The sequence below is a fragment of the Microcoleus sp. K5-D4 genome, assembly GCF_036704575.1.
Taxonomy (GTDB): domain Bacteria; phylum Cyanobacteriota; class Cyanobacteriia; order Cyanobacteriales; family Microcoleaceae; genus Microcoleus.
Map to the genome: position 1 here is coordinate 1 of NZ_JAUBSD010000044.1, position 24,806 is coordinate 24,806.

Sequence of the window (24,806 nt, forward strand, 5' to 3'; positions counted from 1 at the left end):
TCATCTTGACTAATAAATGTGGATTATTCACCAAGATTTACAGCTTAATGGAGAGCGTCATCCACCTGCAAACATTAAATAGTACCGACTGCAATACTGTCCTAAATGCTTTAATACATCTTGACGGTCTTGGGTTAAATTACTGACTTGCTTATCTCCGTTAACCGTCACTAAATGTACCGCTTGAAACATCTGAAATATCCAGCGCATTGTCGGTTTATTGGTGAGTTTCTTTACCTGATTTCTGACTCCCTCATTGGTGGCTTCTAAGTGTTGTCTCAATTTCCTTTGCGCTAGGGTATAAACTAACAAGCACAGTCCCATTATCATTCCTATTGCTTCGACTCGCTCGGGATTTTTCACAAATACGCTTGATGTAAAAAACAATGGATCTTTGATAAATCTAAATCCTCTCTCATTACTTTGCTGCGCTTTGTATTCTGATAGTATCTGTCGATCGCTCACCTCTTGAGTGTCTAAGATGTTGGTGGCTAATATAAATCTCCCGGCTGTGATTTGTTCGGCTTCTATTGCTGATAACCGGGTTTTTATTTGACCTGTAACTTGATAAACTGTTGGATTTGTTTGGTTCTCTAGTTTCTGCTTGCTTGTCGATTTTTTGACGGGTTTTTCTCGGCATTCAATTTCTGTGATTTGGTGATACTTCCAGGTATCTGATAATCTTTTTATCGCGATTTCTGCGTCGGGTATACACGCAAACTCTTGTCTGAATAGCTTGCGTAGTGAGTCAGAAGCTGATTCTAATTGTTTCTCTACTTGCTGGGCTATTTTTTTGAGGGCTGCTTGTTTTCTGATATCGCTTTCTACTACTATCCATCTTTGTTTGATGTTAGCATACTCGCTGGTTATGGCTGCTATTTTGTAGCCTTTTATTTGAGCTGATTCCCAGTCTTTATCTTCGATAGCTGAGATTTTTTGTCGGGCTGATTTGATACTTAATGGCACTCTCGTTATCCATTTCATTCCTGCCATTGCTGATAAGTTTTCTGCTGTGTATAAGGCACTGTCTGCTACACAGATTCCGTCGAAAGTCCATTGGTTTTTAAATTCTTTGAGTCGGGCGACAAAAACGCTTTTGTCATCGGCGTTTCCGTCATCTATTTTGAGATACAATGGTACGTCTCCATCGCCGCTAACTATGGTGTCAATGATAAATTGTTTGAGGTCGGGTCTTTTGTCTCTTGAGTATCCGTGAACGATTTTTATGGCTTTCATTTCATCGGCTGGACCTGATGAGTCTGTTTCAATGTCTTGACTCTTTTCCTGACAAGTTTTGTATGCTCCTTCTACTGATATTGAACTGCTGTCTAGATGAACGCTATTCATTTCTACTTGAAATTTTTTTGCTGCTTTTAGGGCGATCGCTGTGAATAATTGTGTCGTTCCAGCTTGATGGTATTTGTCTAATGCTCTCCCGATTCTGTCATCATTTAATTGTTCGGGGGTCACTCCTTCTCCGATTAAATGTTCTGTTGCTTTTCCTACGAAAAATGTGTCGAATAGGTAGATTGGGGCGCTCAAAAACCCCAATCCGTTCAAAATTATTGCTTTCATTACTTGTCCGGGGCTGACTGTTTCTTTAGTTTTGATACCCACTTTTTTGTTGACTTCTTCTACCAATTCCATCTCATCTATTATCCCCGCTACTATTCCCAAGTGGTCTAAATTTACGATATTTATCCCTGATAATGGCTGGTTCATGATTTTTATAGTTGCTTTACAGCAGAAATCTATTATACACTAAAAACTCCCAAACGATTGCACGGCAATCGTTTGGGAGTTTCTTGTTGCCGAATCTATCTTCCTTTACCTCTCCTTGAATATCTGCGGAATGTGGGATGCAACGCACAGACATTTAAACCCACATTCCGCAACCCCCAACGGGCAGCGTACATGGATTGAGTAGATCAAAGTGAATCATCCGAGACAATGGTAAGTAGAAATATTCTATAATTTCTGTCCCTAACGCTCACCCAGTTCTCCATTCCTGAAAATTGAGGTTCGGAGGTGAGTTAAATCTGATTCCGTTAAAAATGCGCGATATCAAAAACCAAGTTTATTGCTGAATCGGGAAAAAGCCTCCTTCCCGCATTTCTTGAATGCTCTCTTTAACCGCCTGAATGATGCGATCTGTGTCTTCATTAGTGTGAGCGGTGGAGAGAAAGCAGCTACGACCTTCGCATATAAAAATACGCTTTTCGATTAAGTGAAAAAGTAGTGGATCTATCTGAACGGAGGCAACAGCGCGAAATTGCGATCCGAAATTTACAAGCCCTAAAGAGACTTCATTTTCTTTGAAGTAAGCATTCAGGGTTTCAACTAGCTGCGAAGTTCGCTGATTCAACTGCTGCTGAAGGGTTGGGCCTTGACTTTTCAGATAGCGCAGCACGGAACGCGCAGCGGCCAGAGCAAGTGGGTGCTTGCAAAAAGTGCCGGCAAAAATTGTTGTTTTTACCTGGGGATAGGAATCATCGCCGTAGTTCCACAAACCGCCGTCAATTTTATCCATATAAGCAGCTTTTCCAGCGATAATTCCAATGGGCATACCGCCCCCGACAATTTTACCGTAAGTTGCAATATCTGCCTCAATGCCAAACCACGCCTGCGCGCCGCCTTGATGAATTCGGAAACCGGTGACCATTTCATCAAAAATCAGCGCAATTTCTGATTCTTTTGTTAATTGCCTGAGTTGCTGGAGAAATTCTTTAGGTTGCAAATCGAGACGGCGGCTTTGCACCGGCTCCACGAGAACCGCCGCTAATTCGTGCTGATGAGCTTTGATAATTTCCAGGGCATGAGGGCTTCCGTAATCCAAAACTAAAACATCTTCAATAAAATTAGCGGGAATTCCTGGCGCTTTTGGAATGAGGCGTAAATCGCCATCTATCTTTTTTAGAACTGCCAGAGTTCCGTCAAAATGACCGTGATAAGAACCAGAAAACAAAGCAATTTTATTGCGTTTAGTTGCCGCTCTAGCTAATCGTAGAGCTGCCATCACCGCTTCAGTGCCGGTATTAGAAAAAGCGACGCGCTCCATTCCCGTTAGTTCGCAGATTAATTCTGCAACTTCTCCGGCAAGTTCTGCTTGAGCACCAATTTGCACGCCGCGATCGAGTTGCTCGAATAGGGCTTCTTTAATAAAGGGCGGATTATGACCGAAAAGATTGATGCCAAATCCCATCGTGATATCGATGTATTCGTTGCCATCAACATCCCACATTTTAGAGCCAAGCGATCGCTCGGCGACAATAGGATAAAACATCTCCTTGACGGGAAAGCGAAACCCATCAGAAGCCCGATTGTCAGCGAGAACCGGACGGTATTTTTGCGCGAAATTCTTAGAGGTCTTTGTGCGATCGGTGTAGCGCTCAATCAGCGCTTTCATGTGTATGTGCTGTAATTGTTCCTTCATTTTGAATTCTCCAGAGAGTGAGCTAGGTAAGGGCGCAAAGCATTGCGCCCTTACAGGTTTTAATTGCGGCTACCTATCAAGCCACAATCGACGAGATAAGAAAAATAAGTCCGAAACAAACTCGCATCCGCTTGCGGGCAGATAATGTCCGTTCCAGAAAGTCCCTTCAAGGCATTCTGGCAATCGAATTGCAGCGTCGCAGATTTAGGCATTTCTGCTTCCGAAACTTTTTCGGAGAAAAGACCGACAAGTGGATACAACGCATTTTCTGGAGAAGATCCAGCGCGATTGATTATTTCTGCTTGCCAAGTCTCAGAAGAAACTCGTTTGATTGGATAACCCATTGAGCCAATCCAGCCAAGCAATTCACTCATTTGAAACGACTGAGTGTTGACTAAATGAAAAGTTTTTCCGAGCAATTCTTTTTGGCTCGAAAGATGAACGATCGCTCTGCTCACATAGTCAACAGGCGCTACATTCATCAGCTTATCGTCATCGGGCGCACATCCAAGTTGCACGCAACCAGCCATTAACCTGTACAGTAAATCGCTGGGATTGCAGGCCCCTGTTTGGCTGTCCCCAGAAATGCGGCCTGGCCTGTAAATGCTAACAGGAATGCCGCGATCGCGCGCGACCTCTACTAACTTTTCTGCCACCCATTTAGTCTGAGTGTAAGCACCTTTGAGATTCTCTCCCGGAGTGAGTTCATCCTCCTCTCGCACGACTTTAATCCCAGATTCTCCCCTTGCCGAGAAAACGGAAATTGTAGAAATTAAATGGACTGGTTTTAGCTTACTTTGACTCGCCAATCTCAGAACTTCCTGAGTCCCCAAAACGTTAGCGGGTTTGAGAACCGAGTAGGGATAAGTAAACTTGACAAACGCGCCATTGTGGTAAATGACATCAATTTTACTGGCTAAAACTCGGAACTGCTCCTCGGAAAGCCCCAAAAGCGGTTGAGACAAATCTCCAGCAATTGGGATAATGCGATCGCTGCTGCTTTCATCCCAAATTAAATAGGATTCGAGACTGCTTTGAATCCGCTTTTTAGCTGATTCTGAATCGGCAGAACGGACTAGGCAATAAATTTTTGCTTGAGTTTGTTGCAAGAGATCGCGGAGTAAAAAGGCTCCCAAAAAGCCCGTCGCCCCTGTTAAGAGTATGCAAGCTGGTTCAGTTTTTGGCTCGCTCAATGGAGTTGCAGGGCGAATTGCCGGATCTAAAACAACTTCAGCGTTAATATCGAAACTTGCAGTGCGATCGCCCGCTGTGTTGCCCCCTTGTTGGATTTCGATTTTTTCAGCTAAACCAGCTACAGTAGGAGCTTCAAACAAAACGCGCAAAGGCAATTCCACCTGAAAAGATTCTCGCACTTTGGCTAACAACTGAGTAATCAGTAATGAGTGTCCCCCCAATTCAAAGAAATTGTCGTGAATTCCTACCTTTTTAAGGTTGAGAAGCTGGCTCCAAATTCCGGCAAGAATCTCCTCACCGGGAGTGCGAGGGCCTACAAACGTATCTGTAAAATTGGCTGCTACGGACGGTGCAGGAAGCGCTTGACGGTCTATTTTGCCATTGGGAGTCAGTGGCAGCGCTTTCAGAACCACAAAAGCAGAAGGTATCATGTATTCGGGCAGCTTTTCTTTGAGGAATGAACGGAGGCTTTCAATCAGTTGTGAGTCCTGAACGCTGAGTTTTGAGTGAGAAACGATATAGGCGACTAAACGCTGATTTCCCGGTTCATTTTCCTGAAGTAAAACGGCTGCCTCGCGGACAGAGGGATGATGACACAGCCCCGCCTCAATTTCCCCTAATTCAATGCGGAAACCTCGCAGCTTTACTTGGCGATCGACGCGACCGATAAATTCTATATTTCCGTCTGGCAAATAGCGAGCTAAGTCGCCAGTTTTGTAAAGTCGAGTTTCCGGTTCCTGAGTCAATGACTTGCAAATGAATTTTTCTGCGGTGAGTTCTGGTTGGTTTAGATAGCCGCGGGCCAATCCCGCACCAGCAATATATAATTCACCGGCTACCCCTACAGGAACTGGCTGCAAGTGCGAATCGAGCAAATAAATCTGCGTGTTGGGTAGCGGGCGACCTAAAGGAACTGTCTGGGAAATGCGATCGCCTTGCATTTTTACCTGATAAGTCAGCACGCCTACAGTTGTTTCTGTCGGCCCGTAATGGTTGAATATCGAGCAGTCTGGATTGTATTTCTGAATTGTTTCAATTAAATTCCACATCAAAGGCTCACCGCCGAGAATTAATCGCTTTTTCGGTAAGATTTGCGAGGCGTTAGAAGCGCTCAACAAAGCTTTTAAGTGAGAGGGAACAATTTTCAGACAATCGATAGAATGTTGCTGAAAATAAGCGGCAATTGCTTGAGGATCTGTTGCGCGTTCTTGAGAGATGATGTGCAGGCATCCACCCGAACACAAAGCCGGAAAAATAACGGTGTTTCCCAAGTCGGCGGCGAAGGTAGAAACCGTGGCATAATTTGCACCTGATGGCAGGTTTAATTTTTCCTGAATTCCGTGCAGGTAATTGAGCAGTTGTCGGTGTTCAATGGCGACTCCTTTAGGGGTGCCGGTGGAACCGGAGGTATAGATAATGTAAGCTAAATTTTCACCAGAAGCAGAGACGAAAGTAGTAGGAGAAAAAGAGGGAATGTCTGTATCTAAGCAGACGATATAGGCCTTAGTTTCAGGCAATTTTTTGATGAGATGCTGTTGGGTTAACAGCACTGGAGTCTGAGCGTTTTGCAGCATCAATGCTAGGCGCTCTTTGGGCATGGCTGGGTCGAGCGGTAGGTACGCGCCACCTGCTTTGAGGATGCCTAGAATTCCAGCGATCGCCTCTAAAGAGCGATCGACGCAAAAGCCGACAATCACCTCTGGCTTGACACCTAATTGCTGCAAGTAATGGGCGATTTGGTTAGCGCGGGCGTTGAGTTCGCTGTAGGTAATTTGCTGATTTTCACAAACAGCAGCTATGCGGTGCGGCGATCGCTCTGCTTGTTCTTCAAATAGCTGGTGCACGCACTTATCGAGCTGGTAATCTGCTTTAGTGCTGTTGAATTCTACTAATAATTGATTCCGGGCGCGATCGCTCAGCATTTCGAGCTTGCCGATTGCGGTCTGTGGGTTGCTGGCTACACTTTGGACTAAGGCGTAAAATTGCTCTGCCAAGCACCGGATACTGTTGTCTGCAAGGAAGATAGGATCGTAGTGAAACTCAGCGGCGAGCGAGTCATTTTGGCGGTGGCAAGAGAGTTTAACTTTGAAGCGATCGCAGCACGCATACTGCTTGTAAATCGAAAAAAATACGCCACTAGCCGAATGCTTTTCGAGTTGTTCCTCAAACTCGAAACCAAATGGAAAGCCGGAAGAGTTGCCTAGATATTCGTGGGAGAAATATTCTTGATACTTGTATGCTTCGCGTTCTTCCTGCTGAATTTGCTGCAATGTTTCTGCGAAGGAAAAGTTTTCTGTTAGTTGGCCCTGCAGCGGTAAAAATTTGGCAAACAGCCCAAGCGCTGGCTCTAGTTCTTCGTATTTTCGACCGTCGAATGCCACGCCAACAGCGAGTTCCGATCGGCCAATCAGCCGCCAGAGCAAAATTTTCCAGCAAGCGAGCAAGAATGTAGAAAGTGAGGTGTTGTACTGGCGGGCGATCGCTTCCACTTGAACCAGCAAAGCTAACTCTAATTTGACCTCAAAAGCTTGGGGAGTAAATTGAGCTGGCGCGTTAATTAATCTATTTTCAAACGGCAACCTTAAACTCGCTAGCGCTGAAAAATTATGCTCTGTCCAGTATTCTTTGCCCTCCGCCGCTTCTTCATCTTCGAGCAATTCATTTTGCCATTCGGAAAATTGAATATATTGCACAACTTCATCGGTAATTTCTTCGCCGTGAAGGCAGGCGGCATAGCACTGGCTGATTTCTTGAACCAGATTTTTTAGTGTGCGACTATCGGCGCACAGTGCTGGCAAACTAACCAGCAAAATATGCCTCTCAGATGAAAGTGTAATTAAAGACAAGTGCCAAGCAGGATTGCGCTCGAAGTTGAATAAAGCGCTCTTTTCTTGCTGAAAAATTTCTTCAATTTTGGCTTCTTGTTCCTGGGGATTTACTTCACTTAAGTTAACCCAGTTCCACGAAACAGAGCTATGTTCGGAGATAACTTGTATAGGAATTTTTAGCCCGGCCTTTCCCTGAAAGCTTGTTCGGATAATTTCGTGACGATCGCTCACTTTTTCTAAAGCTTTCTTTAGGCGCTCGGTTTGAAGACTTCCCTCGATCGAAATAGCGGCTTGAACGCGATAAGCAGGGCTGTCTTGCTGCAACAGCCACAGATATTTTTGCTGGGGTGAAAGCCGAAATCCATTAATTGTTTGCATTGTTCCTATTTATCAAAGCACTACTTTATTCTCGTTACCCGGTTCTGCCTCAAAGAGAGGAGAAATCAGGGCTGTTTCGGGGCAACCACGGGGGGATTGCCCCTACGAAAAACGATGATTTTGTAGGGCTGTGCCCCCGTGGTTTCCCTCCCCATTCACGATTTGCTATGTGTCTCAGAGATTGGGGCAGCCACGGGGGGCAGCCCCTACAAGAGAATGAAACAGCCCTGGAAGAGATGAGAAGGAATTAAATTCCTGATTCAGGAATCATTTCTCCCATCGCGACAACAATTTTTCGCGAACCGATAAATGGATTGCGACTGTGAGCGGCAAGCATATTATCTAGCATTAAGATGTCTCCTGCTTGCCAGGGAAAACTAACAGCAGCTTGCGCGTACACTGCCTGAATTTCTTCCATTACCGAGTCTTCAATAGGAGTGCCGTCACCGTAATAGACATTGCGGGGGAGGTTCTCTTCTCCAAAAACAGAGAGCAAGGAAGCGCGGGTTGCCGCATCTAAGCAGGAAATGTGGTGCAAGGGAAGTTGGTTAAAAAATACCATCTCTTGGGTTTTTGGGTGCTTGGCAATTGCGGGGCGAATTTTGCGAGTTCTCAAATTATTTCCTGCTGTCCACTCAAATTCCATCCCAGCTTGCCGACAGTATTCCTCAACCACGGATTTGTCTTCCGTTTGGAAAAAATCTTTCCAGCTTACATCGAGTCCGTCTGTGTAGTTACGGACGTACATAATTTGCTTTTGGGCAAATTTTTCTCTGAGTTTCGGGTCTAGCAACTGGTAAATTTTACGGCAGTCAACAACCGGCGTTTCTCCGCCTTGTTGCGCTGGCTGAACGCAGAAAAACCAGATTTTCATCGGCCAGCGGTGCAGGTGCGAACTCTCGCTGTGAAATAAGATAGCTTTATCTGCTGGGTAAGGAGTTGAACCGTAAACTTTTCCGCTAACTCCTTCGCGTGGCAAATCCCCGTACTCCCCAAATAATTCCGAACAAATTGAGAGTGCAAACTGCTCGAATGCGGCAACCACAGGGCCGATGAACCCTCGAAAAAGAATCCCTCCATGCTGTAGCAATTTTGCGTCTATAAATTCGCGGTTATTTTTCGCCCAGTCTGCGAGATCGACATCGGCTACTGCGGGTTTTGCCACTAAAGGAAAGAGTTCGTCGGGGTGCAGGTACTCGGTTTTTATCAATTCGCCTTGCGGCAATGCCACTACTTTCGGCTTGACGCTTTTGAACTTACTAAAATTGCTTTTTTCACGCTTTAATTCTTGCATGGCTTGTTTCTGCTTCTGGGCTTCTGTGAGAATTTCTAAAGTGTTCAAACGACTGTCTGGCTGCGCCACAATGCTGCCGAGGAGGGTTTCAAAGCGATTTGACATTTGAGCGATCGTCTCTCTGTCAAATAGGTCGGAATTATACTTCCAACTGCCGACAATTCCTGTCTCTGTTTCCGACACAAATAGCGCTAAATCAAATTTAGCCGTACCGCTATCAATTGCCACCGGCATTAAAGTTAAACCCGCCATTTCTAAATTCGGCATAGGCGCATTTTGCATGACGAATAAAACTTGAAAGAGCGGTGTCTGAGTCAGGCTGCGATCGGGACGCAGTTCTTCTACCAGTTTGTCGAAGGGCAAATCTTGGTGAGTGTAAGCTTTTAATGTCACCTCGCGGACTCGATCGAGCAGTTGGCGAAATGTAGGATTGCCGCGCATATCGGTTCGCAAGACGAGGATATTGACAAAGAAACCAATTAAAGCTTCAGTCTCAACTTGTGTGCGGTTTGCCAGGTCAGTACCGACTACAATATCTTCTTGGTTTGTGTAGCGATAAAGCAGCGTTTGAAATGCTGCCAACAAGGTCATAAATAAGGTGACATTTTGTTGCCGACTGAGTGCGTTTAGCGCTTCTGAAAGTTGCCAATCAAGCTGGAATTCTTGAATCTCAGCTCGATCGCTAGAAACAGCAGAACGCGGTTGTTTGGCTGGCAATTGCAGCGGGGGCAAAATTTGACCCAACTGCTGCTTCCAGTCAGCGAGTTTTGCTTCGAGAATTTCGCCTTGCAGCCAATTTGTTTGCCAAACAGCATAGTCGGCGTACTGTACAGAAAGTTCGGGTAGGGGAGAAGGTTTGCCACTGCAGAAAGCTTCATAAAGCGCCGCCACTTCCCGCACGAGTACCCCCATCGACCAGCCATCAGCTACGATGTGGTGTACTGTCAGTAACAGCAGGTATTCTGTCTCGTCAAGATGTAACAATGTGACGCGCAGTAACGGCCATTTTGTTAGGTCAAAAGGCTGTCGCGCTTCTTCAGCGGCGAGTCGCATTGCCTCGGCTTCTCGTTCAGCTTGCGATAAGTCTCTTAAGTTTACGATCGGCAATGTGAAATTAAAAGATGAAATAATCACCTGAGCTGGTCGCCCTTCTACCGATTTAAAAGTTGTCCGCAATGCTTCGTGTCGCTTGATAATCTCCTGAAAAGTTTGCTCTAGAACCGCTACATTGAGCGCCCCCTGCAAGCGCACGGCTGCTGGGATATTATAGGCAGGATTCCCCGGCTGCAATTGGTCGAGAAACCACAGCCGTTGTTGTGCAAAAGAAAGGGGCAATCCTCCCTGCCTTGACGCCCGATTGATGGGGGGTGCTTTCAGTTTTCGCTCGGCGCGATATTGCAAGAGGCTTTCGGTGACAGTTGCGACGGTAGGGGATTCAAAAAGAGAGCGCAAGGGCACTTCAACTTGAAAAGCTTCTCGCAGGCGAGAAATTGCCTGAGTAGCCAGCAATGAATGACCTCCCAATTCAAAGAAGTTATCGTGAATTCCCACTCGCTCTAAACCGAGAACTTCCGCCCAAATTTCTGCTGTTAATTGCTCGTCGGGAGTTCGAGGGCCTGTAAAATTATTCTCGAATTCTGCTGTGTTTGTGTTAGGTGCAGGTAGCGATCGCCGATCGATTTTTCCGTTAGGCGTTAAAGGCATTGCTTCCAGCAGCACAAACGCTGACGGCATCATGTACTGCGGCAGTTTTTGTTTGAGAAAGACGCGCAAGTGATTAATAAATTCTGAATGCGTAGGATCGGTGTCCCCCTGTCCGCCCCGGAGTTCTGATTTAGCAACGATATAAGCTACTAAACGCTTGTCGCCCGGATTGTCCTCTCGAACCAGTGCGATCGCTTCTCGCACGGCTGGGTATTGGCTGAGTACCGCTTCAATTTCGCCTAATTCGATGCGAAATCCGCGAACTTTCACCTGGTGGTCGCTGCGCCCGATAAATTCAATGTTTCCATCTGGGAGATAGCGAGCCAAGTCCCCGGTTTTATAGAGGCGTTCTGAAAGAATAAACGATGAAGGATGAAGGATGAATGAAGCATGAATTCCGTCCTCTGCAAAGGGGTTAGGAATAAACTTCTCTGCTGTCAGTTCCGGTCGGTTTAGGTAGCCTCTAGATAAGCCGGCACCGCCGATGTGCAGTTCGCCAAATACGCCAACGGGAACCGGCATTAAATAGCGGTCTAAGATGAAAATTTGAGTGTTAGCAATCGGGCGACCGATGGAAACTGATTCATATTTGCAATCAACCTGATAGAGAGTAGACCAGATAGTGGTTTCTGTAGGGCCGTATAAATTCCACACAGAAGCGCCGCGCAAAAGCAACTGATTGGCGATCTGTCGGGGTAAAGGTTCTCCCCCGCACAGTATTTTTAATTGATTGTTTCCCTGCCATCCTGCAGCTAAAAGCATTTTCCAACTGGCTGGAGTAGCTTGCATGACTGTCGCGCCAGAATTTGTTAATGTTTCTAAAAGCTTTTCCCCGTTTGATGCCACTTCTCGGCTGGCTACAACAACGCGAGAACCTGTTGTAATAGGCAGGAACAGTTCCAGCGCTGCAATGTCAAAAGATAAGGATGTTACTGCTAGCCAAACATCTCGGTCTGCGATCGCGAGTTGTTGGCGCATAGAACTCAATAAGTTAACGGCAGAGGCGTGGGAAATTTGCACTCCTTTGGGTTTACCTGTTGAGCCTGAAGTATAGATGACATAGGCTAAATTGGAGGAATTTTGTAAACCCACGACTGGCTCGTCGCAGCTCGATATGCCTTCCCAATCTGCATCCAAAAACACGATGGAGGCGCTATTTTTTGGCAGCGTTTCTAATTGCTTTTTCTGAGTGAGTAACACTGAAATTTTCGCGTCTTCCAGCATGAATGCAAGGCGATCTGGTGGATACGCTGGATCGAGGGGAACGTAAGCGCCACCAGCTTTGAGAATGCCGAGAAGCCCTACCATCATTTCTAGGGAACGCTCGACATAAATTCCCACCAAAACTTCTGGGTTGACACCGATTTTTTGCAAGTAACTTGCGAGGTTATTTGCTTTTTTGTTCAGTTCCCGGTAAGTCAGATATTCATTTTGAAAGACGACAGCGATCGCATCCGGCGTCCGCTCTGCTTGCGCTTCAAATAATTCGTGTACGCACTGATTTTTCGGAATTTCCAATTGAGTATTGTTCCACTCAAACAGCAGTTGCTGCTGTTCAGGTTTCGTCAAAATTTGCAAATTTGAAATGCGCTGTTCGGGATTGGCAGCTATACTTTCTAGTAAGGTTAGAAAATGTCCGGCTATCCGCCGTGCTGTGCTAGCGTCAAACAAATCTTGGCTATACTCAAGCGTTCCATTAATGCCCTCTAATCCTTCCTCCAGGTCAAGCGCTAAATCAAATCTCGCCGTGTTCCGTTCTATTTCCAAACTGCTCAACGTCACTCCTGGCAATTTTATCTGCGGCGTCCGAACATTTCGCAGAGAAAACAATACCTGAAATAGCGGATTATGACTTAAATCTCGTTCGTGGTGTATGATTTCTACCAGTTTCTCGAAGGGCAAATCCTGGTGGTTGTAGGCGCCGAGAGCTACTTCTCGCACGCGGGCTAGTAACTCTTTAAAAGTCGGGTTGCTCGACAGATTGGTGCGGAAAACTAAGGTGTTAGCAAATAAGCCAATTACTTCCTCGATTTCGCGTCGGTTGCGGTTAGCAATGGGGGAGCCGACTAAAATATCTTCTTGCCCGGTGTAGCGATAGAGCAACGTTTTAAACGCTGCCAGCAGGGTCATAAATAAAGTAGCTTTTTCCCGCTGGCTTAATTGGGCGATTTCCTCTGCGATCGCCTTGGGAATGGTGAATTTATGCACGGCACCTCGGAAGGTTTGTACTGCCGAGCGGGGGCGATCGGTTGGCAAATTTAGTACGGGGAGATTGCCTCCGAGCTGTTTTTTCCAGTAAGCAAGCTGCGTCTCTAAAACTTCTCCCTGCAACCACTCGCGCTGCCAACTTGCAAAGTCTGCGTACTGTACCGACTGTTCGGGAAGGGGAGAAGGTTTGCCAGTGCAAAAGGCTTGATAAAACGTGGCGAGTTCCTGGATGAATATTCCCATTGACCAGCCATCGAAAATGATGTGGTGCGTACTCAATAGCAGCACCCAGTTTGAATCGCTCAAGTGCAGCAATTTGGCACGCAATAAGGGTGCTTGTGACAGGTCGAAAGCAAGTTTTGCTTCTGCGGCGATTAACCGTTCAACTTCGCGAGATCGTTCAGTTTCAGGAAGCGATCGCAAATCTCTTTCTAAAATTTTCAATTCCAGATTGGAAGCGATCGCCTGAACGGGTTGCCCGTTTATTGTCTTAAAAGCCGTTCGCAAAACTTCATGACGCTTGACAAGTTCGTTGAGACTGCGATCGAGGGCTCTCGCGTCGAGTGTTCCCGTCAAACGCACGCCGGCGACGATGTGATAGGTAAAGTTGCCTGGAGTTAGCTGCTCAAAAAACCACAACCGCTGTTGAGCAAAGGACAGAGGAAAAGTGTTAGACTCTCGACTTTGAGGCAGAATTTTTTCTAGCGAAACGCTTTCTTTTTTATGGTTGAGCCGCTGCAACAGCAACTCGCGTTTTTGGGGAGAAAGAGCCGCGATGCGTTCGATTAAATCACTCATTTGCTGACTCCTTGCTGGGCGAGAATTTCCTGAATTTGTGCTTCTGAGAGTTGATCGAGGTCTGCTAACACCCTCGCTAGCATTTCACTGTCTGTTTGTTCGGCTTGCTTTTGCGCGATCGCTACTGCAAAATCGGCGACAGTAGCCGACTCAAATAAACGGTGCAAAGGCAACTCTACCTGAAATGCTTGGCGCACTCTAGAAATTACTTGAGTTGCTAATAGGGAATGCCCTCCTAATTCAAAAAAGTTGTCGTAAATGCCGACTTTTTCAATTTTGAGAACTTCCGCCCAGATAGCGGCTAAAACTTCCTCGATATTTGTGCGAGGCGCGACAAAGTTTTCTGTCAACTCCGGTCGCATTTCGTCAGGTGCGGGCAGTGCTCGTCGGTCTACTTTTCCGTTAGAAGTTAAAGGCAAACTTTTGAGGGTCGCAAAAGCAGAAGGCACCATGTACTCCGGCAATTTTGACGTTAAAAAATTGCGAATTTCCTTGTGGGTAGGTGCTTGTTTCTGCTCGGAAATCAAATAAGCCACGAGGCGCTTTTGTGCCATCTCGTCTTCCCGCGCCACAACTACAGCCTGCGCGATATCTGGATGTTGCCCCAGCACCGCCTCAATTTCTCCCAATTCAATGCGGAAACCGCGAATTTTTACTTGGTCGTCAATTCGCCCGATAAATTCGATGTTTCCGTCTGGCAAATAGCGAGCCAAGTCGCCGGTTTTGTACAGTCGCGTCTTTGCTTGCGTGTCAAATGGATTGGGAATAAATTTTTCTGCGGTTAATTCAGGGCGGTTAAGATATCCGCGCGCCAAATTATCACCGCCGATGTACAGTTCACCAGATACGCCTATCGGCACCGGCTGCAAGTAAGAATCCAAGATATAAATCTGAGTGTTGGCAATCGGAAGACCGAGTGGAACTGTGTCAAAATCGCACCCTATTTTATCAAATTCGACTTGATAAGTCAGGACACCTACAGTTGTTTCTGTTGGTCCGTAGTGATTGAATACTGAGCAACTGGGAGCCAGATTGCGAAGTGTTTTAATTAAGCTCCAGTTGGTAGATTCACCTCCTAAAATAAGCCGTTTACCAGGCAAAACTGACTTGGGTTGAGAGGAATTTAAAAGGGCGGCTAGGTGAGAGGGAACTATTTTGAGGCAGTCGATGGGATTGCTGCTGAAATATTCACCCAGTGCCTCTGGATCGGTGGCGCGTTCTTGGGAGATAATATGCAGGCAACCGCCGAAACAAAGGGCGGGGAAAATCGCTGTGTTTCCTAAGTCGGCGGCGAAGGTGGAAACGGTAGCAAAACTGGCATCGGCTGGTAGGTTTAATTTTTCCTGAATGCTGTGCAGGTAATTGAGCAGTTGTCGGTGTTCGATCGCGACTCCTTTGGGGATGCCAGTGGAACCGGAAGTATAGATGAGGTAAGCTAAATTGTCTGAAGAGGCGCGAGCGGTGTAAGATGCAGAAACAGTGGGAATTTCTGTATCGATGCAAACAATATTTGCCTGAGTTTTCGGTAAGCTTTCGATGAGCCGCTCTTGTACGAGCAAAACCTTTACCTGAGCATCTTCTAGGATTAGCGCTTTGCGCTCTATTGGGGTCGTTGGATCGATGGGTAAATAGGCGCCACCGGCTTTGAGTACGCCCAGCATTCCTAGGATTGTTTCTAAGGAGCGATCGAGGCAAATGCCAACAAAGACCTCTGGTTCAACTCCCAAGTTTTGCAGGTGATGGGCGAGTTGATTGGCGCGATCGTTGAGTTCTCGGTAGGTGATTTGTTCACTTTCAAAGACGACGGCAATGCTGTCTGGGTTGCGTTCTGCTTGTTCTTCAAAAAGCTGATGAACGCATTTATTTTTCGGGTAATCTTTTTGAGTTTGGTTAAAGTCAATGAGAAGTTGCCGACGATCGCGATCGCTCAGTATGTCTACCTGACTGATAGCGACTTCGGGATTTTTGACTACGCTTTCTAAGAGCGCCTGAAAGTGTTCTGACAAACGCTTTATATCTCCCGCAGCAAATAAAGCGGAATCGTAGTGAAATTCAGCGCTTATGGAATTGCACAGGCGAAGGCAGGAGAGCTTGAGTTTGAATGGCTCTAAGCAGGCATCTTGCCGAACAAGGGAAAATGAAACGTCTGAATTATCATAGTTCTTAGGCTCTCCTTGAAACTCAAAGCAGACGGGCCAAAAGCTGCTGCTTTTTTCTTTTTCTAAGATTTCTTCCCAGCTAAAATATTCTTGCCAGTTGTACATCTCGTTGAGATTAAGCTCAACTTGCTGCCTCGCTTGTGAGAAATTTAACTCGTCTTGCACTGGGCATCGTAGGGGTAAGTATTTGCACAGCAGCCCCAGAGAGTGTTCTAATTCTTCATATTTTCGACCGTCAATCGCTACGCCGATTATCGGGTTTGGTTCTCTGGTAAGCCGCCAAATGAGAATTTGCCAGCAAGTCAGCAGGAAGGCAGAAATATCGCTTTTGTGCTTTGGGGCGATCGCTTCCAGGCTGTTTAACAAATCACCCCGAATTTCCACCCTTTCTACTTGTGGCTGAAATTCCGCTTCTCCATTCTTCTTTTCCCAAGGAAGCGTTAATAAATCCCAAGATTCAATGTTCAGCTTTCGCCAGTATTCTTGGCCGATTGCCGTTTCTTCTGATTCGAGTAACTCATTTTGCCACTCAGCAATATCGGCATATTGCATTAGCTCATCGGCTGGTTCTTCTTGGCACGTATAGGCTGAGTAGGAAAGACTGAGTTCGCGGGTGAAATTTTTCAGGGTGGCACTATCTGCAATTAAGGCAGAGAAGTTCGCCAGCAATAGGTGCTTGTCTTGGGCCAGAGTGACTAAAGAGATGTGCCAAAGTGAGCCGCGCTCAAAATCAAAAGGAAGCAGGTTTAGTTGCTGAAAAAGCGCTGCGATTTTAGCTTCTTGTTCTTCGGGAGATAAACCGCTGAGATTGTGTTCCGAGATAGGAACTTCACCAGTGCTGGCGATCGCTTGCAGGGGTAGTGTCATCCCAGAAAAGCAGTGAAAGCTGGTACGCAGGATTTCGTGCCGATTCACGACATTTTGGAGCGCACTTTTAAGCATCTCTTTGTCGAGATTTCCGGTAATTAAAATTGCACCTCTAACGCGATAAGTCTGTTGGCTTTTATTTTGCTGTAACCCCCACAAATGCCGTTGCTGTGGAGAGATTCTAAACCCTTCGATTGTTTCGTTTTGCATTTCTAAAGTTCCTTTAATAAGCCTAAATATCTTGACAGGTAAACGCTTCTGCCATACCGACAACAACCCGACGCGAACCTGAAAATGGCGTGCGTCCGTGCGCGGCTAGCATATTATCTAACAGCAATACATCTCCTTCTTCCCAAGGGAAAACAATCGTTTCTTGCTGGTAGCAGCGACGAATTTCGTCTAATATAAAATCTTCAAGGGGCGAGCCATCGCCGTAATAAGCATTGCGGGGTAAATCTTCCTGTTTAAAAGAAGTTAAAAGCTCTTTGCGAACGGCGGGTTCGAGATTGGAAATGTGGAAGAGGTGAGCTTGATTAAACCACACCATTTCCTGAGTTTTTGGGTGCTGGGCGACGGCTTGACATATTTGCCGAGTTCTTAAGCGATCGCCACTTTTCCATTCTAACTCAATCCCCGCTTTTTTGCAATACTCTTCTACCTCAATTTTGCTATTAGTATTAAAGACATTTTGCCAGGGTAAATCTACGCCACCGCCGTAATTTCGCACATACATAACCTGTTTTTGGGCAAACTTTTCTCTAATCTTTGAATCCAGGCTTTCAAACACTTTGCGGCTGTTAGCAATCGGAGTTTCTCCTCCCTGTTCGGCTTTCTTGACGCAGAAAAAAGCGATTTTCAGCGGCCAATTTCGAGAATAAGCCATTTCATTGTGCAGGGGGATGAATTGCTCGGCAGGATACTCGGTGGAAGTGTAGATATTTCCGCTCACCTGACTGCGCGGAGTCGAGCGAAAAGAATATTCCAACAAGTCGCCAGCAAGAGTTTGAATAAACTGCTCGAAACCATTCACCCCGCCGACTTCAAAGCCTCGAAAAAGTATTCCTCCATGCTTCCATAACTGCGTTTCAATTGATGAGCGATTGTTCTGTGCCCAACCTGCGAGATTTAATTTTTCTACTGTTGGCTGAACAACTAGAGGTAGAAGGTTTTCGGGCTGGAGGTAGGCGGTTTTGACTAATTCCTCTGAGGAGAGGCTGACGGCTTTGCGCCTAACTGAGCCTAACTTTTGGGAATTGAAATTCTTTGTTTCTGTATTCGTCATTGTTTTTGCCTTGGTGATAATTTATCTCTTTTTCCAGTAAAATTATGAGAGATTGATCCATCATTTTAAACTTTTCATAACTTTGCGTTTAGCCATTTTTAATTTTTGAATTCCCGAAAGATGAATTTGTTTTTGCTGCTCGATTTGGTGCTGCCTTTCTGCTTCGGCAAGAATTTCTGCCAAGTCGTCGATCCTGATATCTGGCTGGATGACTACCTGGTTGAGGAGGATTTGAAAACCTCTCACCATTCGGGCAATGGTCGCAGGCTCAAATAAGTCTGTTTTGTAGTCAAATAAGCCTTGAATTCCTTCTGAAACCTCCCAGAGAGTGAGGCTTAAGTCGTGTCTCGACATACCGACATCAAATTCCAGAACGCTCAAGGTCAAACCAGCTAACTCCAGGGGTGGCATGGGTGCATTCTGGAGTACAAACCACACTTGAAACAACGGGTTATAGCTGAGATTTCGCTCCGGCTGCAATTCCTCCACGAGCTTTTCAAAAGGGACATCGGGATGAGCGTAAGCTGCTAACGCTACCTCGCGTGTTCGACCGAGTAGTTCGCGGAAAGTTGGATTACCTGCGGTGTCAATTCGCAGCACTAAAGTATTGACAAAAAATCCAATCAGTTCCTCTAATTCAATGCGGTTGCGATTGGCAATTGGAGAGCCAATAGCGAGGTTGTCCTGCTTTATTTGGCAAGATAGCAAGGATTGAAATGCTGCCAACAACGTCATAAATAGGGTGACATCTTGTTGCTGGGCGAGCGTTTTCAGCCTTTCAGCTAAAGAAGCAGAAATAACAAAAGATTGCTGCGACCCTCGGAAAGTTTGCACGGGAGAGCGCTGCTTATCTGTTGACAGTACAGCTAAACCGCCTCCCAATTGCTGTTTCCAATAAGCGAGCTGTTTTTCTAATTTCTCTCCCTGGAAATGCTGCCGCTGCCAACTGGCGAAGTCGGCATACTGCACGGGAAGTTCAGGCAGCCCAGAGGGTTTGTCAGTGGAAAAAGCTTCATAAAGTGCGGCTACTTCTCGCACCAATACTCCCATAGACCAACCATCAGAAATAATGTGGTGTATCGTCAGCAGCAACACATATTCTGCCGGACTAAGTTGCAGCAGAGTGGCCCGCAGTAAGGGCGATCGCGTTAAGTCAAAAGGGCGTTGGGCTTCTTCAAGAGTACGCTGCTCAATTTCAGCTTGCTGCTCTGTTTCGGGTAAATGTTGCAAGTTTACCACCGACAAAGCGAAATCCAAGGAAGGAGAAATCAGTTGAACAGGCTCCCCGTCCACTTCTGCAAAAGCAGTCCGTAAAACTTCGTGACGCCTGACAATTTCATTGAGTGTTTGTTGCAGTGCTGACAAATTCAATTGTCCTTGCAAACGCACAGCAGCAGGAAGGTTGTAGGCAGGGTTTTCGGGAGACAATCGATCGAGAAACCACAGCCGTTGCTGGGCAAAAGAAAGGGGGGCAGAATTTTGCTGCGATCGCCTGGGAATGCGCTTAGAGTGCTCAGCCTGTACTGCCTCTTTGCCCAATGCTTTGAGGAGGAGTGCTCGCTTCTGGGGCGAGAGGTTTTTCAGCCGTTCTGAACGATTAGTAGACATCATAATTCACCTCCTCGCAGTGGTCGCTGTTTGTAATAGTTAAGGAAAGCTTTGCTGCTATTTTTAGCTGGTCGTTTAAAACAACGTTGATATCTGCTTCAGTAGTAAGGGGGTTGGCAAGGACAACTCGAAAAGCAACAATGGGAATGGTTTTGCCATAACAGGTGTTTTGCAAGGTTGTTCGCGATACGAAGGTGTAACCGGCTCGCCGCTGGGCCTCCTGAAGGCGCTCGTTAAATTGATTGATGAAGTGGTTGTCTGCTTCGGTGAGTTGTTTTTTGGCTGCTTTTTCCCCGAATTTTTCTGGAATGTAGCGGTATAAAAGAATATTAATTTCTGGTTCTAGCAGCAATTCAAATGCTGGATTTTCCCGAATTAAATTGGCCAAGTGCTGCGTTTTATGGATGCCTGCATCTATCAAAAACTCATAGCCTTGATGGCCGATGATATTCAAGGCGGCTTGCAAGAACAAACTCGCACCTGGTCGAGAGCCTTCGAGAGAGCGCTTGCCTAGATCGATGGAGTCTTTTCGCACCGTGTAGGGTGCGTGTTTTTCAATAACTTTGGCGGTTTGGGGATTGCGGAATAAAACCAGACCGATTCCCATTGGCAAATACATTTGTTTGTGTCCATCTATGGTGACGGAATCTGCTAGTTCAATGCCTGCGAATTTGTGCCGATGACGTTCGGAAAAAAGCACGGGGCCGCCCCAAGCTGCATCGACGTGAAAGTGAGCGTTTGCTTCTTGCGCGATCGCCGCTATTTCTGGAAGCGGATCGATACTTCCCGAATCGGTGCTGCCTCCAATACCGATAATTGCCAGAATGTGCAGATTGCGATCGCGACATTCGGCCACAGTTTGGCGCAGCGCTGCCAAATCCATGCGGTGATTGGAATCGGTGGGAATTTTTAGGAGATTGCGATCGCCAATGCCTAATAAACCGGCAGCCTTTTCAAAAGAATAGTGCATCAAACTCGAGCCGATTATCACCATTCCCTTGTAGCCGTAAAACTCTAAAGCGGCGTACAACCCTTCTTTTTCAATGCCACTAAAGTTATTTTTTGGCCCTAAAGAAGCGTTGCGAGCGCACCACAAAGCTGTAATATTAGCTAGGGTGCCACCCGTTGTCATGATACCGAGCGTGCTGTCACTTTTTTGAATGTGCTGATTATAAAAATCCTCAGAAAAATCGTAAATTAATCGGTGCATCATTGCCAAAGTCTGGCGCTCGCACGGGCTTAAAACTTTGGCAGTTTCCATCTTGACTAAATTTTGATTCATCGCGGTTAAAAGCTTCGCGATCGGGCGCACAAAATAGGGAAGTGCGCTAGTCATGTGACCGATATATCGGGGAGAAGATGTGTGAATGGAATGGGCAACGAGGGTTTGGGTCAAATCATCGATATAATTGCCAATATCTGTAGGAAGGGCGGGAATTTTGTTTTCCCTAAACTCCTGAATAATTAACTCTAAGTCAATATCTGTACTAGCGGTTTTTGCGTACAAAAAGTCTTGAACTAGGGCAGAAATTCGCTCCTCCATTGCTTCTTCTGCCAAAAAGGACTTTTCTGAGGCACTGAATAGCTCCATTAACTTTTCTTCAAGTGGGGTAACAGAGGCTTTTAATGGCTCCATTACGTCTTGAGACTCTTTGGTTTTTACTGTTAGTTTATTCATCCCGAGTTCATCCTGTTAAATGGGCTTTTAAAATCTCCTATTCCCCACCGAAGCCTTAAAGAGAAAAGGGATTTTTGTTTTTTTTCGCCAACCCGATATTTACTCAGTCAGCATCACAGTTTGTGCTGACTCTCCATCACTCTTTTCTAAGAGATCGAGCAATTTATCTATCTGGTTAGAATCGGCGTTTGCCAGAATTTCTTCCTCGATTAGTTCAGCTAAATTCTCAATGGTGGGAGCGGCAAAAAAATCGCACAGCGCTAACTCTATCCCAAAGCACGATCGCACTCGCGATATTAACTGTGTTGCCATCAGAGAGTGACCGCCGAGGTCAAAAAAGTTTTGGTTTGTTCCTACTTTTTCTAGCCCTAAAAGAGCCGTCCAAATCTCAGCAATTTCTTTCTCTGTGGGCGTTTGTGGCTCAGTGAAGGCTGTTTCATCAGAAACATAATCGCACCTTTGAGATAAGGCGAGGCGGTCAATTTTTCCGTTGGGCGTTAATGGCAGCGCATCTAATAGCACAAAAGCTGAAGGCACCATGTAATCGGGCAGTTTGTGCTTCAAGAATGAACGCAATTCGGAAATAACTTCTGGGTGCGGATTTCTGAACCCTGAGTTAGGAACTAGGTAAGCGACTAGGCGTTGACTACCTGGTGTGTTTTCCTGAAGCAAAACAGCAGCAGTGGACACAGAAGAATGTTGAGAAAGTGCTGCCTCTATTTCTCCTAGTTCGATGCGGAAACCGCGAATTTTTACTTGGCAATCGCCACGACCCAGAAATTCTATATTACCATCCGGCAGGTAACAACCGATATCGCCTGTTTTGAAGAAAACTTTTTGATGAGAATTACCGAGAAAATGTAATTTTTCTTGCCCAAACGGGTTAGAAATGAATTTCTCCGAGGTTAAGTCTGGGCGGTTTAAGTAGCCCTGTGCCAATCCATCGCCGCCGACGTAAATCTCGCCGGGAATTCCTATGGGAACGGGTTGCAAATTGCGATCGAGCAGGTAAATTTGCGTGTTGGCGATCGGGCGACCGATTGGAACTTTCTCGACACAGTGAGTTGCATCGTACCACGTCACGTCAGCAGCTACTTCAGAAGAGCCATAAAGATTGATTAATACCCGCTGGGGCATCTGCTCTCGAAATTGCTGGCAAAGTTCCACCGGCAGAGTTTCTCCGCTGCAAATCCAATATTTTAATTGAGGCAAACGCCTGTCTAAATCAGGGAAGGAATCTAAGATAGCGCGCAACAAAGAAGGAACTAGCACCAGTCGCGTTACATTTTGCTTTGATAAGGTTTGAAGGAATTGGTTAATATCTTTGACGGCTCGATCGGGAATAATCACAGTGGGCAACCCATGCAGCAAAGGAGCAAAGATTTCCCAAACCGAATCGACAAAATTTAAGGACGTTTTTTGACAGCAAATATCTTCTTCGATGATAAAAGGGTAGGGGTTCCAAAAACAGCGATTGACTGTGCCTCGGTGGGTGCCGAGTACGCCTTTGGGAGTGCCTGTCGAGCCGGAAGTGTAGAGGACGTAAGCGAGGTGATCGGCTTCCACTTTAACAGCGGGGTTGCGATCGCTCTGGCGGGAAATTTCTTGCCATTCAGCGTCGATACAGACGACTTTAGCGCTGTGTTCGGGGAGGGTTTCTAGGAGGTTTTTTTGAGTCAAAAGCACCGGAACTTTTGCGTCGGCCAGCATGAACGATCGGCGTTCTTGGGGATAAGCAGGATCGACAGGAACGTAAGCGGCACCGACTTTTAAAATGCCCAAAATGGCTACCAGCATTTCCAGCGATCGCTCTAAGCAAATTCCCACCAAAACTTCGGGTTTTACACCGATAAATTGCAGGTAATGCGCGATTTGGTTGGCTTTGGCATTCAATTCGCGGTAAGTCAATTGTTCATTTTCGCAAATTGCAGCCACTGCATCTGGGGTTCGTTCTGTTTGCGCTGCAAATAATTCGTGAATTGAGGAATTTTTGGGATACTCCCCTTGGGTGTCGTTCCACTGGACAAGTATTTGCTGGCGTTCGGCGGCGCTCAATAGGGATAAATTGGATAGTTTTTGGTGAGGATTGGCCGCCATTCCTTCCAATAAAGTTTGCAGGTGTTTGAGCATTCGTGCGATCGCGCTGTCGTCAAAGTGGCTGCGATCGAAAATAATTTTCAGCGTCAATTCCGCACCAGGCATCGCCATCACCGTTAGAGGATAATTCGTTGTTTCCAAGGAGCGAATATTCTCTACTTTTAAGTTGTGAATCTTCTCCTGCAAAGAAGCATCCGAAGGATAATTTTCAAAAACGACAAAACTCTCAAATAGAGGTAAACTCCGAGGAACTTCGCTCCACCCCTGCACCTCAACCAGGGGGCTGTACTCATACTGCCGCGCCTCAACTTGTTGCGCTTGGAGTTCTTTCAAGCAGGATAAAATAGAATCCTGTGGGTCAAATTTTACGCGCACTGGCAGAGGATTTACGAATAGCCCTACTACCGATTCAGCACCCATTAACTCTGGCGGTCGCCCGGAGACAACCGTACCAAAAACCACATCTCCCTCGCCGCTGTATCGGCTCAAAAGTAGCGCCCAAGCTGCCTGTACGAGGGTATTTAATGTTAGCTGATGCTGCCGCGCTAAGAATTGCAGTGCGGCGGTGGCTGTTGCAGAAAATATCACCTGCTGTTCGCCACTACTTTCTAAACGGTTTCCCGCGACAATATTGCCCCGGGCGATCGCAGTTGGAGCTGCAAAACCTTTGAGAGTTTGCCGCCAAAATGACTCAGCGGCAGATAAATCTTGCTGGTGCAGCCACGCGATGTAATCCCGATAAGGGCGAGGGCGTTTGAGGTGCAATTCCTCGCCCTGAGAGAAGGCTTGATAAAATGCAAAAACTTCCTCAAGAACGATCGCCAGCGACCACCCATCTAAAACTAAGTGGTGGTGGCTCAAAATAAACTGAAAAGTATCTGTTTCTAACTGCGCCAGTGCAATGCGAATTAAGGGAGCTGATGTCAAGTCAAAGCCCTGCTCGCGATCGGCTTTTAGGAACGTTTCTAGCTGCTGTTTTTGTGCGGAAGCCGAGAGCGAGCGCCAGTCCATCTGCTGCCAAGATAATGCAGCCTGCTTGCGCACCGCTTGCACGGGTTCTTTCAATTTTTCCCACACGAAACAAGTCCGCAAAATGGGATGCCGTTCTACAACTTTTTGCCAACTATTTCTCAACGCAGAAACATTGAGATCGCCGCGTAAGACGCACAGCAGTTGCCCGAAATATACGCCCGATTCTGCCTGGTAAAGGGAATGAAAGAGAATGCCCTGCTGCGCTGGGGAGAGGGGATAAAAATCTTCGATATTGCCTTTGGTCAT

The 24,806-nt window shown here is 46.3% G+C and carries 9 protein-coding genes; all 9 read right to left on the reverse strand.

What is annotated here, in order from left to right; all coding sequences use genetic code 11:
* Nucleotides 1–57: 57 nt before the first annotated feature.
* Nucleotides 58–1,722 carry an IS1634 family transposase gene (locus QUA77_RS15415; protein WP_333450979.1) on the reverse strand — a complete coding sequence of 555 codons (1,665 nt, stop codon included), beginning with the start codon at nt 1,720–1,722 and terminating at the stop codon, nt 58–60.
* A gap of 355 nt (nt 1,723–2,077) precedes the next feature.
* On the reverse strand, nt 2,078–3,433 hold the full coding sequence (locus QUA77_RS15420) for an aspartate aminotransferase family protein (protein WP_333035479.1): 1,356 nt from the start codon (nt 3,431–3,433) through the stop codon (nt 2,078–2,080).
* Nucleotides 3,434–3,492: 59 nt separating this feature from the next.
* Nucleotides 3,493–7,833 (reverse strand): amino acid adenylation domain-containing protein, encoded by a 4,341-nt coding sequence (locus QUA77_RS15425; protein ID WP_333450981.1) that lies wholly within the window; start codon nt 7,831–7,833, stop codon nt 3,493–3,495.
* Between the two features lie 247 nt (nt 7,834–8,080).
* The gene (locus tag QUA77_RS15430; protein ID WP_333450983.1) at nt 8,081–13,837 is read right to left on the reverse strand and encodes an amino acid adenylation domain-containing protein; all 5,757 of its coding nucleotides are present in this window, start codon (nt 13,835–13,837) and stop codon (nt 8,081–8,083) included.
* Nucleotides 13,834–17,073 carry an amino acid adenylation domain-containing protein gene (locus tag QUA77_RS15435; RefSeq protein ID WP_333450984.1) on the reverse strand — a complete coding sequence of 1,080 codons (3,240 nt, stop codon included), beginning with the start codon at nt 17,071–17,073 and terminating at the stop codon, nt 13,834–13,836. The genes QUA77_RS15430 and QUA77_RS15435 overlap by 4 nt, the downstream gene beginning before the upstream one ends.
* 22 nt (nt 17,074–17,095) lie before the next feature.
* Nucleotides 17,096–18,145: a TauD/TfdA family dioxygenase gene (locus QUA77_RS15440; RefSeq protein ID WP_333450986.1), complete on the reverse strand. Its 1,050-nt coding sequence runs from the start codon at nt 18,143–18,145 to the stop codon at nt 17,096–17,098.
* Between the two features lie 60 nt (nt 18,146–18,205).
* Nucleotides 18,206–19,756 (reverse strand): condensation domain-containing protein, encoded by a 1,551-nt coding sequence (locus QUA77_RS15445; protein WP_333450988.1) that lies wholly within the window; start codon nt 19,754–19,756, stop codon nt 18,206–18,208.
* Complete coding sequence (panP, locus tag QUA77_RS15450; protein WP_333450990.1) at nt 19,743–21,431, reverse strand: pyridoxal-dependent aspartate 1-decarboxylase PanP; 1,689 nt, start codon at nt 21,429–21,431, stop codon at nt 19,743–19,745. Before panP ends, QUA77_RS15445 begins: the two co-directional genes overlap by 14 nt.
* Before the next feature lie 99 nt (nt 21,432–21,530).
* Nucleotides 21,531–24,806: an amino acid adenylation domain-containing protein gene (locus QUA77_RS15455; protein ID WP_333450992.1), complete on the reverse strand. Its 3,276-nt coding sequence runs from the start codon at nt 24,804–24,806 to the stop codon at nt 21,531–21,533.